Origin of the sequence: Curtobacterium sp. MCLR17_044 (genome assembly GCF_003234435.1) — a bacterium.
Classification (GTDB): Bacteria; Actinomycetota; Actinomycetes; order Actinomycetales; family Microbacteriaceae; genus Curtobacterium; species Curtobacterium flaccumfaciens.
Genome location: NZ_QKTC01000002.1, coordinates 204042 through 216947, shown reverse-complemented (window position 1 = coordinate 216947; position 12906 = coordinate 204042). Strand labels below are relative to the sequence as shown.

At 70.0% G+C, this 12906-nt stretch carries 11 protein-coding genes; 7 read left to right on the top strand and 4 right to left on the bottom strand.

The features are described 5' to 3' along the window. The 3 genes from DEJ04_RS02710 to DEJ04_RS02700 all read right to left on the bottom strand — a co-directional run. The coding region (locus tag DEJ04_RS02710) for a biotin/lipoyl-containing protein (RefSeq protein WP_309148009.1) at positions 1-437 on the bottom strand (437 nt) is incomplete at its 3' end. A 70-nt stretch (positions 438-507) separates the two neighbouring features. Beyond that, entirely contained in the window at positions 508-1881 is a 1374-nt protein-coding gene (gene lpdA / locus DEJ04_RS02705; protein ID WP_111046157.1) for a dihydrolipoyl dehydrogenase, read from the bottom strand. A 156-nt stretch (positions 1882-2037) separates the two neighbouring features. Beyond that, on the bottom strand, positions 2038-3528 hold the full coding sequence (locus DEJ04_RS02700) for a leucyl aminopeptidase (RefSeq protein WP_111046156.1): 1491 nt from the start codon (positions 3526-3528) through the stop codon (positions 2038-2040). A 76-nt stretch (positions 3529-3604) separates the two neighbouring features. Here DEJ04_RS02700 and DEJ04_RS02695 point away from each other — a divergent pair, with 76 nt between their 5' ends. The 6 genes from DEJ04_RS02695 to DEJ04_RS02670 all read left to right on the top strand — a co-directional run bounded on the left by DEJ04_RS02695 (position 3605) and on the right by DEJ04_RS02670 (position 10087). Further along, positions 3605-4534 (top strand): proteasome assembly chaperone family protein, encoded by a 930-nt coding sequence (locus DEJ04_RS02695; protein ID WP_027465460.1) that lies wholly within the window; start codon positions 3605-3607, stop codon positions 4532-4534. A gap of 157 nt (positions 4535-4691) precedes the next feature. Beyond that, positions 4692-6011, top strand: coding sequence for a nitrate/nitrite transporter (locus DEJ04_RS02690; RefSeq protein WP_071403956.1), 1320 nt, complete (start codon positions 4692-4694; stop codon positions 6009-6011). A gap of 193 nt (positions 6012-6204) precedes the next feature. Beyond that, positions 6205-7464: an RNA polymerase sigma factor gene (locus tag DEJ04_RS02685; RefSeq protein WP_027465462.1), complete on the top strand. Its 1260-nt coding sequence runs from the start codon at positions 6205-6207 to the stop codon at positions 7462-7464. 6 nt (positions 7465-7470) lie between these two features. Then, positions 7471-8730 (top strand): MurT ligase domain-containing protein, encoded by a 1260-nt coding sequence (locus DEJ04_RS02680; protein ID WP_111046155.1) that lies wholly within the window; start codon positions 7471-7473, stop codon positions 8728-8730. Beyond that, a complete protein-coding gene (locus DEJ04_RS02675) occupies positions 8727-9500 on the top strand; it encodes a type 1 glutamine amidotransferase (RefSeq protein ID WP_111046154.1) in 774 nt (257 codons plus the stop codon). The genes DEJ04_RS02680 and DEJ04_RS02675 overlap by 4 nt, the downstream gene beginning before the upstream one ends. 128 nt (positions 9501-9628) lie before the next feature. Next, the gene (locus tag DEJ04_RS02670) at positions 9629-10087 is read left to right on the top strand and encodes a peptidoglycan-binding protein (protein WP_111046153.1); all 459 of its coding nucleotides are present in this window, start codon (positions 9629-9631) and stop codon (positions 10085-10087) included. Between the two features lie 71 nt (positions 10088-10158). On the opposite strand, the gene DEJ04_RS02665 is transcribed toward DEJ04_RS02670, so the two are convergent. Further along, a complete protein-coding gene (locus tag DEJ04_RS02665; protein ID WP_017886093.1) occupies positions 10159-10383 on the bottom strand; it encodes a hypothetical protein in 225 nt (74 codons plus the stop codon). A 167-nt stretch (positions 10384-10550) separates the two neighbouring features. On the opposite strand from DEJ04_RS02665, the gene DEJ04_RS02660 reads away from it, so the two are divergent. After that, positions 10551-12677, top strand: a complete 2127-nt coding sequence (locus DEJ04_RS02660) for a type IIA DNA topoisomerase subunit B (protein ID WP_071244557.1) — start codon at positions 10551-10553, stop codon at positions 12675-12677. Positions 12678-12906 lie beyond the last annotated feature (229 nt).

The following is a 12906-nucleotide window of genomic DNA, read 5'->3' as shown; positions in this document are numbered from 1 at the left end:
GGGGCGGACGGTGCCTGCGGGGCGGCGGGCTGCGTCTGACCGGCGGGAGCGGGCTCGGGCTCGGTGGGCTCGGGTGCGGGGGTCTCGGCCTCCTGCTCCGTGCTCGGAGCGGCCTCGGGCTCCTCGGCGTCGGCAGCGGCGGCGTTCGCGTCGTCGGCGCCGGAGTCGGACGAGTCCGAACCGCCGTCGGACGAGCCGGAGCCGTCACCGATCTTCACGAGGGCGGTGCCGACCTCGACGGTCTCGTCCTCGGGAACGAGGATCTCCTCGACGACGCCGGCGATCGGCGACGGGATCTCGGTGTCGACCTTGTCGGTCGAGACCTCGAGCAGCGGCTCGTCGACCTCGACCCGGTCACCGACGTTCTTCAGCCATCGGGTCACCGTGCCCTCGGTGACGCTCTCGCCGAGCGCCGGGAGGTTGACGGATTCGCTCATCGGGTGGACTCCTCTTCGCGGGGGATTGCAGTGGTTGTTGATGTCATTGTCACAGTGCGGCCGGTGCCGGTCACAGCGCGTGCAGCGGCTTGCCCGCGAGGTGCAGGAACGCCTCGCCGAGGGCTTCGTTCTGGGTCGGGTGACCGTGCACCAGGGGAGCGATGTCCTCCGGGTAGGCCTCCCAGTTCACGGCGAGCTGGGCTTCGCCGATGAGCTCGCCGACGCGGGCACCGATCATGCTGACGCCGACGACGGGGCCGTCCACGACGCGCACGACCTTGACGGAGCCGGAGGTCCCGATGATGTGGCTCTTGCCGTTGCCGGCCAGGTTGTACTCGTACGAGTCGACCTTGTCGGCGCCGTACTGCTCCTCGGCCTTGGCCTGCGAGAGCCCGACCGACGCGACCTCGGGGTCGGAGTAGGTGATCTTCGGGATGTTCTTGTCCTCGATGACCACCGGGTTGAGGCCGGCGATCTCCTCGGCGACGAAGATGCCCTGCTGGAAGCCGCGGTGCGCGAGCTGCAGACCGGGGACGATGTCGCCGACGGCGTAGACGTTCGGGATGTTCGTGGCGAGACGCTCGTTCGTGGTGACGAACCCGCGGTCCATCGCCACGCCGACCTCGTCGTAGCCGACGTTCTGCGTGACCGGGCCACGGCCGACGGCGACGAGCAGGACGTCACCGTCGAAGGTCTTGCCGTCCTCCAACGTGACGACGACGCCGTTCTCGTGCTGCTCGACGCCCTGGAACCGGACACCGAGCGAGAACTCGATGCCGCGCTTGCGGAACGCACGCTCGAGCTGCTTCGACATCGACTCGTCCTCGGCGGGGACCAGGTGCGGCAGGCCCTCGACGATGGTGACCTCGGCCCCGAAGGACTTCCAGACGCTGGCGAACTCGACGCCGATGACGCCGCCGCCCAGGATGACGACCTTGTTCGGGACGTAGTCCATGCGGAGCGCGGTCTCGCTGGTGATCACGCGGCCGCCGATCTCGAGCCCCGGCAGGGACTTCGAGTAGGAGCCGGTCGCGAGCACGATGTTCTTGCCGGTGACGGTCTGGTCGCCGACCTGCACGGTGTTCTGCGAGGTCAGACGACCCCAGCCCTCGACCACGGTGATGCCGCGGGCCTTGATCAGACCCTGCAGGCCCTTGTACTTGGAGTTGATGATGCCCTGCTGGTAGTCGATGACCTTGGGCACGTCGACACCGGCGAACTCCGCGACCACGCCGTACTTGTCGGCGTCGCGCGTCGCGTCGGCGACCTCGGCCGCGTGCAGCAGTGCCTTCGTCGGGATGCAGCCGCGGTGCAGGCACGTCCCTCCGAGCTTGTCGCCCTCGATGAGCGCGACGCTCATGCCGAGTTCGGCGGCCCGGAGCGCAGCGGCGTACCCACCACTCCCGCCACCGAGGACAACGACGTCGTAAGTCTGTTCCGTCACCTGGTGCAACTCCCTCGTGCGTGTCGGGCCGATCGGGCCCTACGTGGACACCGCGGAGGGCGGCGTCCGACGGTCGGACCGCGTGGTTCCGGTCCCGTCCCGTGCAGTACCGGTGGGAGGCGCGTCGGTGCGCCGTTCCCACCGGTACCAAACCTACTACTCGGACTGGAGGTCTTCTGCGAGAGCGATGAGCGTCCGGACCATCACGCCCGTCGCACCCTTGCCCAACCAGGCGTACCCGCCGCCCTTGTTCTCCGACGGACCCGCGATGTCGAGGTGCGCCCAGGGGACACCCTCGCCGGCGAAGCGCTCGAGGAACTTGCCCGCGAGCAGCATGCCACCGGCCGGGTTGCCGACCGTGGCGTTGACGATGTCGGCGACGTCGCTGGACAGCCGGGCCTCGAGCTCCTCGGGCAGCGGCATCGGCCAGATCGGCTCCGAGACGCCCTCGGCGACGGCGCGGACCTTCGCGACGAGGTCGTCGCTGCCCATCAGGCCGGTGGTGCGGTCGCCGAGCGCGACGACCTGGGCGCCGGTCAGCGTGGCGACGTCGACGAGCGCGTCGGGCTGCTCGAGCGACGCGGCGGCCATCCCGTCGCCGAGCACCAGGCGGCCCTCGGCGTCGGTGTTCGTGACCTCGACCGTGGTGCCGTTCTTCAGCGTCAGGACGTCGCCCGGGCGGGTCGCGGTGCCGGAGGGCATGTTCTCGGCGAGGGCGAGCCACGCGGTCACGCGCACGTTCAGCCCCAGGCGGGCGGCGGCGACGGTCGCGGCGAGCACCGTGGCGGCACCGGTCATGTCGGTCTTCATGCCGAGCATCGACGCCGCGGGCTTGAGCGAGAGGCCGCCCGAGTCGAAGGTGATGCCCTTGCCCACGAGGGCGAGGTGCTTCGTGGCGGACTCCGGCGCGTACCGGACGACGACCAGGCGCGGGGGACGCGCCGAACCGCGGCCGACACCGAGGATGCCGCCGAAGCCCTGCTCCTCGAGCGCCTGCTCGTCGAGGACCTCGACGGTGAGCGGCAGGTCCGAGGCGAACCCGGTCGCGACGTCGGCGACGTCCTGCGGCCCGAGGTCGCCCGCGGCGGTGTTCACGAGGTCGCGCACGAGCGACGCGGCGTCGGCGACGATCGCGGGGCGCACGGCGGCGTCGGCTGCGACGTCGGTGGGGGCGACGACCTCGATGCGCTGGTCACCGCGGGCCGGGGCCTTGGTGCCGGTGCCCTTGTGCCGGGTGAAGGCGTAGGCGCCGAGCGCCGCGCCCTCGAGGGCGGCGTCGACGAGCTCGGCGGAGTCGGTGGGCAGGGCGAGCGTGATCGAGTCGACGCGGGGGAGCTGTCGCACGGCGCTGCCGGCCGCAGCGCGGATCGCCGCGGCGCCCGTGGCGGAGCCGAGGCCGATCAGCGCGACCGACTTCGCACCGACGCCGGTGGCGGGCAGGCGGACGAGCTGGTCCTTCGCGCCGGTGACCCCGATCGCGGCGAGGTCGAGGCCGGCGAGGGCGTCGAGCGTGCCGAGGGCGGTGGGGGCGAGCACGGCGGGGCTGTCGGCCTCGCCGGACGAGCCCGGGCGGACCCCGACGACGAGCACGTCGGCGGTGGTGGTCTCGGGGGGTGAACTGGTGGTGGAGAGCGTCGGTCGGACCATGCTCCAACCCTACCGACGGCCTGTTCGCTGTCGGCGTGGTCGTCGCGCACCGGGGACGTCGGAAGCCCCGCCTAGCATGGGGACGGTGAACCACCCCGAGGAGCTCTACACGTTCGACGCGGACGCCCCGACCGTGCCAGCAGGGTTGCACCTGATCGCCGGGCTGACCGGTTTCGCCGATGCCGGATCGGCCGTGGCGCAGGTGACGAACTCGATCCTCGAGGACCTCGACACCGAGCTCGTCGCCGAGTTCGACCCGGACGTGCTGCTCGACTGGCGGGCCCGTCGCCCGGTCATCACCTTCGAGCACGACCACATCAGCGCCGTCGAGCCGCCCCGTCTGGCCCTGCACCTGGTGCGCGACGAGATCGGCCAGCCGTTCCTGTTCCTGTCGGGCTACGAGCCGGACTTCCAGTGGAACCGCTTCGTCCGCGCCGTCACCGGGCTCGCCGCCGACCTGCAGGTGGCCGACACCACGTGGGTGCAGTCCATCCCGATGCCGGTCCCGCACACCCGTCCGATCAGCCTGACCGTCTCCGGCACCCGGGCCGACCTCGTCGAGCAGATGAGCGTCTGGAAGCCCGAGACCCAGGCGCCGGCGAACGTCCTGCACCTGGTCGAGCACCGCCTCGCCGAGACCGGCGCGCAGGTCACCGGGCTCGTGCTGCTCGTGCCGCACTACCTGTCCGACACCGAGTTCCCCGACGCCGCCGTCGCGGCGCTGTCCGGCATCGCCGCCGCGACCGGGCTCATCTTCCCGACGGACGCCCTGCGCGAGTCGGGTCGCGAGTTCCTCACCCGCGTCGAGGAGCAGGTGGCCGGCAACCCCGAGCTGCAGCGCCTGGTCTCCGTGCTCGAGGAGCGGCACGACACGTACATGGAGGGCAACCCCGTCGCGTCGCCGCTCACCGGCGTGGACGGCGAGGTGCCGACCGCCGACGCGATCGCGGCCGAGCTCGAGCGCTTCCTCGCCGACCGGCGCACCCAGGGCGACGCGACCGACTGACCGTCGCGGGATCCGGACGTCCCCACAGGGCGGCCTGGAGGCCCGTGGCGGCCCCGCACCGCGCCTCCAGGCCGTCCTCCGGTCACCCGCACGACGTGACGCGCGTCGACGACGCTCCTCGCGCATCGACGCTGGGACGCGTCGGTAGCCTGGACCGGTGAACTCCCGTCGTGCCTTCCTGATCTGGGGCGTCGCGGTCCTCGCGTACGTCCTCGCCGTGGTGCAGCGGTCCTCGCTCGGGGTCTCCGGTGTCGACGCGCAGGACCGGTTCGCCGTCTCCGCCGCGGTCCTGTCCACCCTCGCCGTGGTGCAGATCGCCGTCTACGCGGGGCTGCAGATCCCGGTGGGGATCGCGCTCGACCGCGTGGGCCCGCGCCGGCTGGTGCTCCTCGGCGCCGCGCTGCTGGTCGTCGGACAGGCGATCGTCGCCGTGTCCCCGTCGATCGGGCCGGCCATCGCGGGGCGGGTGCTCGTCGGTGCCGGTGACGCCATGACCTTCATCTCGGTGATCCGCCTGGTTCCGATGTGGTTCAGCGGCCGGATCCTGCCGCAGATCTCGCAGTGGACGGGCAACCTCGGGCAGATCGGCCAGATCCTTTCGGCGTTCCCGTTCGCGGTGCTGCTGCACACGGTGGGCTGGACCCCGGCGTTCGGCGTCGCGGCCGCGGCCAGCGCTGTCGGTCTCGTGCTCGCCGCGGTCTTCGTGCGGAACGGTCCCGTGCCGGTGCGGACGGACACCATCCCGCTGCCGCACTCGTGGGGCGCCGCGTTCAGCACCTTCGGGCACGCGCTCCGACGCCCGGGCACGCAGCTCGGGTTCTGGTCGCACTACGTCACCCAGTCGTCGGGCACGGTGTTCTCGCTGCTGTGGGGCGTGCCGATGCTCCGAGGGCTCGGGTACTCCCCGGGTGAGGCTGCCGGGTTCCTCACGATCATCGTGGTCGTCGGGTTCGTCGCCGGTCCGGTGCTCGGCGTGCTCTGCGCGCGGTTCCCGATGCGCCGGTCGAACCTGGTGCTCGGCGTGGTCGTCCTGCTCGCGGTGCTCTGGACGGCGATCCTGCTCTGGCCCGGGCACCCACCGACGTGGTTGCTCGTGCTGCTCGTCGTCGCGATGGGGATCGGCGGACCCGGTTCGCTCATCGGCTTCGACTTCGCCCGGACCTTCAACCCCGTCGGATCGCTCGGTTCGGCGAACGGCGTCGTGAACGTCGGCGGCTTCCTGGCGGCCTTCGTGATGATGTACCTGATCGGCGTCGTCCTCGACGTCGCTGCGCGGGCTTCGGGCACCGAGGTGTTCGCCTGGGAGAACTTCCGGATCGCCCTCACCGTGCAGTACGTCGTGGTCGGTTTCGGCGTCGGGATGCTCCTGCACGCCCGCCGTCGGACCCGCCGCGTGCTGCACTCGGAAGAGGGAATACGCGTCGGGCCACTCTGGGTTGCACTCGTTGCACGCCTGCGGAAGCGGCACGTGCAATAATGATCACGGACCCGTTCGGGACCCCTGTCTGTCGGAGCACTTCGGTGCGCCGGTGAACTCGGGGGACTTGACATGGGTCCTAGTGCTGCCCGGAACGGTAGGACTCGTACGACGCGGGGGACTGCGGCGCGGGACCTGGGCGGCGAGGGAGGCCACGACCCCACGAACGTGGCACGACGAGAGAGGTGATCGCATGGCTGCCCGGAGCACGACGATCGATCCCACGAAGGACACCGAGCCCGAGGGCGCTGTGGCAGAGGACGCCACGGACACCGAGGGCACCGCAGCGCCGAAGAAGCGCGCCACGAAGGCCCCCGCCAAGAAGGCGCCCGCCAAGAAGGCGGCGCCCAAGGCGAAGAAGACCGACGCCGTCGACGAGGCGATCGCCTCCGACGAGCCCGTCGAGGAGCCGACCGACGAGGCCGACGACACCGACGACAAGACGGCCAAGCCGGACGCCGCTGCCGCGGTCGCCGCCGGTGCGCTCGTCATCTCGCAGACCGACGACGACGAGGCGCCGGTCTACTCGACGACCATCACGGGTGCCACCGCCGACCCGGTGAAGGACTACCTCAAGCAGATCGGCAAGGTCGCCCTGCTCAACGCCGAGCAGGAGGTCGAGCTCGCGATGCGCATCGAGGCCGGCCTGTTCGCCGAGGACAAGCTGCAGCACGCGACGGGGCTCTCGAAGCCCGCCGAGCGTGAACTGCGCTGGGTCGCCCGTGACGGTCAGCGTGCGAAGTCGCACCTGCTCGGTGCGAACCTCCGCCTGGTCGTCTCGCTCGCGAAGCGCTACACCGGTCGTGGCATGCAGTTCCTGGACCTCATCCAGGAAGGCAACCTGGGCCTGATCCGTGCGGTCGAGAAGTTCGACTACACCAAGGGCTTCAAGTTCTCGACCTACGCGACGTGGTGGATCCGTCAGGCCATCACCCGCGCCATGGCCGACCAGGCCCGCACCATCCGCATCCCGGTGCACATGGTCGAGGTCATCAACAAGCTCGCCCGCGTCCAGCGGCAGATGCTGCAGGACCTCGGTCGCGAACCCACTCCGGAAGAGCTCGCCCGCGAGCTCGACATGACCCCGGAGAAGGTCGTCGAGGTCCAGAAGTACGGCCGCGAGCCGATCTCGCTGCACACGCCCCTGGGCGAGGACGGCGACTCGGAGTTCGGTGACCTCATCGAGGACACCGAGGCGGTCGTGCCGGCCGACGCGGTGGGCTTCACGATGCTGCAGAAGCAGCTCGAGAGCCTGCTCGACTCCCTGTCCGAGCGCGAGGCGGGCGTGATCCGCATGCGCTTCGGCCTTGGTGACGGCCAGCCGAAGACCCTCGACCAGATCGGTGACACGTTCGGCGTGACGCGTGAGCGCATCCGTCAGATCGAGTCCAAGACGATGGCGAAGCTCCGCCACCCGTCGCGGTCGCAGTCGCTGCGCGACTACCTCGAGTAAGCCGGCATGCGCTTCTTCATCCCGATCCTGATCGGGCGGATCCTCCGTGCCCTCGCTCGTGCGCGGGGCGGCGGGTCCGCCTACCCGGGGTTCATCGTCCTGAAGCTCGTGCCGGACTTCCTGCAGCACGTGACGAAGCAGTTCCCGAACGGCGTCGTCTTCGTGCTCGGCTCGAACGGCAAGTCGACGACCACGCACATGATCTCCGACATCGTGCGGGCCCACGGGCTGCGGGTCTTCACGAACCCGTCCGGCGCGAACCTGCCGCAGGGCATCGCGTCGGCCCTGCTGTCCGAGGTCTCGCTGACCGGTCGCCTGAAGGCGGACATCGGCATCCTCGAGGTCGACGAGGCCTTCGCGGTCGAGCTCGCCGGGATCCTGTCGCCCTCGACGGTGACGATGCTCAACGTGCAGGTCGACCAGCTGTACCGGTTCTTCGAGACCGAGCGCGTGGCGACGATGATGCTCGACACCGCCGCGCTGTCGACGGCGAACGTCATCACGAACCACGACGACCAGTTCCTCGACGGCTACTCCGGTAGCCCCGGGCAGCGTGTCCTGCGGTTCGGTGCGAGCGACGAGGTCATCGCCGCAGCGCCGAACGGTCTGCAGAACGCCGACTCGTTCGACGCCGGTGACCGTGCCCAGCACACCGCCGACGCCGAGGTCGTGGCCCACACGGGCGACGGCGCGACGATCCGCTTCGACGGCGCCGAGATCCCGGTCCGCCTGCCCGCCCGTGGCCTGCACTACGCGGTCGACGCCGCTGCGGCCACCGCGACGGCGAGTGCGGCCCTCGGAGCGCAGTTCCGCGCCGATGCCGTGACCAAGGCCTTCGGCACGATGAAGCCCGCGTACGGCCGCGGTGAGCGACTGCCCATCGCGGGCGAGTCCGCCGAGTTCACGATGTTCAAGAACGCCGCGAGCCTGCAGCTCAACCTCGACGCCCTGCCGGACCAGCCCGAGCAGGTCCTCATGGCGATCGACGAGGGCACGCCCGACATCTCCTGGATCTACGACATCGACTTCTCGAAGCTCGACCACGTGGACGTCGTCTCCGGTGACAAGGCGTGGCAGATCGCGATCGCGCTCGAGCACGCCGGTGTCCGCATCGGCCGGGTCGAGCCCGACGTCGAAGCGGCCATCAAGCACATGGAGCAGCTCGGCTCGACGACCCGTGGGACGAAGAACTTCATCGTCAACTACGAGATCATGATGATCGCCCGCAAGGCCCTCGGCCACCCGGACATGGAGAAGACCGCATGACGGCCGATCGGATGACGATCCTGCACGTCTACCCCCGGCAGATGGGCGTCTCGGGCGACCGTGGCAACGTCGCGGCGCTGGTCCGCCGTGCGGCCGCCGCGGACATCGAGACCCAGGTCCTCGAGTACGCGCCTGGTGACGACCTGCCGACCACGGCGGACGTCGTCGTCATCGGCAACGGTCCGCTCAGCGCGATGCGTTCCCTGGGCGACGACGTCACACGCATCGGGGGAGCACTCCGTGCGTTCGCGACCGACGGTGTGCCGGTGCTCGCCGTCGGCGGTGGGTTCGACCTCGCGACGAACGAGGTCGTGCCGACCGAGGGTGCGCCGGTCGCGGGCTTCGGCGTGTTCGACGCCCGTGCCGTCCGCGGTGCTGAGCGCCGCGTGAACTACTTCGTCCTCGAGACCCGGTACCCGCTGCTCCCCGGAGCACCGAAGCGTCTCGCCGGCTTCGAGGACCACGCAACCCGCATCGAGCTCGCAGCCGGGGTCACCCCCTTCGCCGACGTCGTCTCCGGCGGCGGCAACCAGGCCGGCACCCCGGTCGAGGGTGCGATCGTCGGGAACTCCTTCGGCACGCACACCCAGGGTCCGGTCCTGCCGCTCAACCCGCAGCTGACCGACGGTGTCCTCGCCGCGGCCACCGCACGGCTGGGCCGCGAGTACGCGCCGGACGCGGAGCAGACGGCGACCATCGACCGCTACGCACGTGAAGCGCGCGCCACGGTCGACCGTTACGTCGACAAGGCGTTCAAGCGCATCGCCTGACGCACGAAGCAGAAGGCCGGGTCCCGAGGGGGCCCGGCCTTCGTCGTCTCTGATGAGTGGCAACAATTGCCAAGTCGGTCCGCTCGTGTGCGAGATGTGAAATGTTGGAAGCCGACAAAGGAGGCTTCATGCTCACCAACAAATCCGTCCTCGCCCTGGTCGGCGCACTCGTCGTGGCGATCACCACTGCCGCTGCCGTCGTCCAGACAGCTCCGGCTGAGGCCGCGACGCCCCGCATCAGTTCGGCCTGCAGTTCGGTGCCGACGACCACGACCGAGTCGGACGGCGTCCCGGGGCCGATCTTCTACAAGCGGCTGCAGTGCCTCGGCAGCATGGCGGGGTACTACGGCTACAAGGGACCGATCGACGGGATCATGGGTCCGAACTCCTGGACGGGTGTCTCCGAGCAGCTCGCGAAGGGCGGGTACTTCCGTGCAGGCGACCTCCACAACTGGCAGAGCCCCGAGATCATCCGGGCACTGCAGCGATGGGCGGCCGCCCACGGCAGGTACAGCGGGCCGATCGACGGCATCTGGGGGCCGAACAGCTACCGCGGGGTGGCCTGGTCGCTGAACCGCGAGTTCTGAACCGGGCTGCAGACAGACAGGAGGCGCGGTGCCAGCTGGCACCGCGCCTCCTGTCTTTGTGTCGGTCGCGACTACTTCGACTCGTAGAGTCGGCTGCTCTCGTCGTGCCACTCGATGGCGGTCGCCGCGAGCTTGTCCTTGAACTCGGCGCCGTGGTGGGCGCAGAAGTAGAGCTCGCCGCTCGACATGGTGGCTCGGATGTAGGCCTGCGCCCCGCAGCTGTCGCAACGGTCGGCGGCGGTCAGCTGGTGGTTGCTGACTTCGTCGATGGAGGGGTCCTGCACGGTCTGGGTCATTGCTGTGCTCCTCACGGATCGCAGGTGGTGCCGGGTGGTTGCACCATTTCAACACGTGATGCCTGAGAGCGACGCATTGTCGGGGCCTGTTTCGCTCAGCGCGGATCGCTTGGCCCCAGTGCGAGTGTCCACACGGTGCTGTCGGTGCCGCTCGGTAAACTCCGACGGTGAGCTCCGACTACTCCGCACGCCATCTCTCCGTCCTCGAAGGGCTCGAGGCGGTCCGGAAGCGGCCGGGCATGTACATCGGCTCGACGGACTCCCGGGGCCTCATGCACTGCCTGTGGGAGATCATCGACAACTCGGTCGACGAAGCACTCGCGGGACACGGTGACGAGATCGGTGTCGTGCTGCACGCCGATGGCTCGGTCGAGGTCCGTGACACCGCCCGCGGCATCCCCGTCGACGTCGAACCGAAGACCGGCCTCACCGGCGTCGAGGTCGTGTTCACCAAGCTGCACGCCGGCGGCAAGTTCGGCTCGGGGTCGTACGCGGCCTCGGGCGGCCTGCACGGTGTCGGCGCCTCGGTCGTGAACGCGCTGTCAGAGCGCCTCGACGTCGAGGTCGACCGGGGCGGCAAGACCTACGCCATGTCGTTCCACCGCGGCGAGCCCGGCATCTTCGACGACAGCAAGGGCATCGGCCCGGACGCTCCGTTCGCGCCCTTCACCTCCGGCAGCGAACTGCGTGTGGTGGGCAAGGTCAAGAAGGGCGTCACCGGCTCCCGGATCCGGTACTGGGCGGACCGCCAGATCTTCACCGCCGACGCCCGGTTCAGCACCGACGACCTGGTCACCCGTGCACGGCAGACCGCATTCCTCGTGCCCGGGCTCGGCATCACCATCACCGACGAGCGCGCGGCTTCGATCGACGCCGCTGCCGCCCGGGCCGAGGCGACGGGCACCACCGTGGCCGCGGGGCCGGTGGTGGAGCGCTTCCGGTACGAGGGTGGCATCGGCGAGTTCGTCGAGCACCTCGCCGTCGACAGCCCCCTCACCGACGTCTGGCGCGTGCAGGGCACTGGAACCTTCACCGAGACCGTGCCGATGCTCGACGACAAGGGCCACATGGTCTCCACCTCGGTCGAGCGCGAGTGCGAGGTCGACCTGGCGCTCCGCTGGGGCAGTGGCTACGAGACCGTGTTCCGCAGCTTCGTCAACATCATCGCGACGCCGAAGGGCGGCACCCACCAGGCCGGGTTCGAGTCGGGCGTCGTCAAGGCGGTCCGTGCCCAGGTCGAGGCGAACGCCCGCAAGCTCAAGGTCGGGCAGGACAAGCTCGACAAGGACGACGTGCTCGCCGGCATGACCGCCGTGCTGACCGTGCGCCTGCCCGAGCCGCAGTTCGAGGGGCAGACGAAGGAGATCCTCGGCACCCCCGCGGTCCGCAAGATCGTCGACCAGGTCGTGTCGAAGCGCATCACCGAGATCCTCACCTCGACGCAGCGCACCGAGAAGGCACAGTCGGCCGCCCTGCTCGAGAAGGTCGTGTCCGAGATGAAGACCCGCATCTCGGCGCGGGCACACAAGGAGACGCAGCGCCGCAAGAACGCGCTCGAGAACTCCTCGCTGCCGACGAAGCTCGCCGACTGCCGCTCGCAGGAGACCGAGGGCACGGAGCTCTTCATCGTCGAGGGCGACTCGGCGCTCGGCACCGCGAAGCTCGCCCGCAACAGCGAGTACCAGGCGCTGCTGCCGATCCGCGGCAAGATCCTCAACGTGCAGAAGGCGTCCGTGTCGGACATGCTCTCGAACGTCGAGTGCGCGTCGATCATCCAGGTCATCGGCGCCGGTTCGGGCCGCACGTTCGACATCGACCAGGCCCGCTACGGCAAGATCATCATCATGTCGGACGCCGACGTCGACGGCGCCCACATCCGCACGCTGCTGCTGACGCTGTTCTTCCGGTACATGCGGCCGATGATCGAACAGGGCCGGGTCTTCGCCGCCGTGCCGCCGCTGCACCGGGTCGTCGTGGTGAACCGCGGCAAGCCGAACGACACGCTCTACACGTACTCCGAACAGGAGCTGCAGACGGTGCTGAAGAAGCTCGAGAAGACGGGCAAGAAGTACCAGGAGCCGATCCAGCGGTACAAGGGCCTCGGTGAGATGGACGCCGACCAGCTCGCGGAGACCACGATGGACCGCGCGCACCGCACCCTGCGCCGGGTGAACGTGACCCATGCCGAGGGTGCCGCGAAGGTGTTCGAGCTGCTCATGGGCAACGACGTCGCGCCGCGCAAGGAGTTCATCCTGGCCGGCGAGGGCCTGGACCGCGACCGCATCGACGCGTAGCGCGTCGCGAAAGCGACACCGCTCGGCCGATGCGCACGGTCCATGGCGCAAGAGCGACAGAACCCCGCCGACAGTCGGCGGGGTTCTGTCGCTTCCGCGATGGCGGACGGGAGGCCCGTGGCGGGGCCGCCCCGCGCCTCCAGGCCGTGCGCCCTGCGTTCTCACGCGCTGGGCGACACCTCACGGGTCTCGCAGGGTGTGAGGTGTCGCCAGGCGCGAAAGGTGGCGC

Coding starts and splice junctions, on each gene's coding strand:
- DEJ04_RS02700 (WP_111046156.1), bottom strand. CDS start 3,528: ATGGTCCGACCGACGCTCTCCACCACCAGTTCACCCCCCGAGACCACC.
- DEJ04_RS02695 (WP_027465460.1), top strand. CDS start 3,605: ATGGGGACGGTGAACCACCCCGAGGAGCTCTACACGTTCGACGCGGAC.
- DEJ04_RS02685 (WP_027465462.1), top strand. CDS start 6,205: ATGGCTGCCCGGAGCACGACGATCGATCCCACGAAGGACACCGAGCCC.
- DEJ04_RS02680 (WP_111046155.1), top strand. CDS start 7,471: ATGCGCTTCTTCATCCCGATCCTGATCGGGCGGATCCTCCGTGCCCTC.
- DEJ04_RS02675 (WP_111046154.1), top strand. CDS start 8,727: ATGACGGCCGATCGGATGACGATCCTGCACGTCTACCCCCGGCAGATG.
- DEJ04_RS02670 (WP_111046153.1), top strand. CDS start 9,629: ATGCTCACCAACAAATCCGTCCTCGCCCTGGTCGGCGCACTCGTCGTG.
- DEJ04_RS02665 (WP_017886093.1), bottom strand. CDS start 10,383: ATGACCCAGACCGTGCAGGACCCCTCCATCGACGAAGTCAGCAACCAC.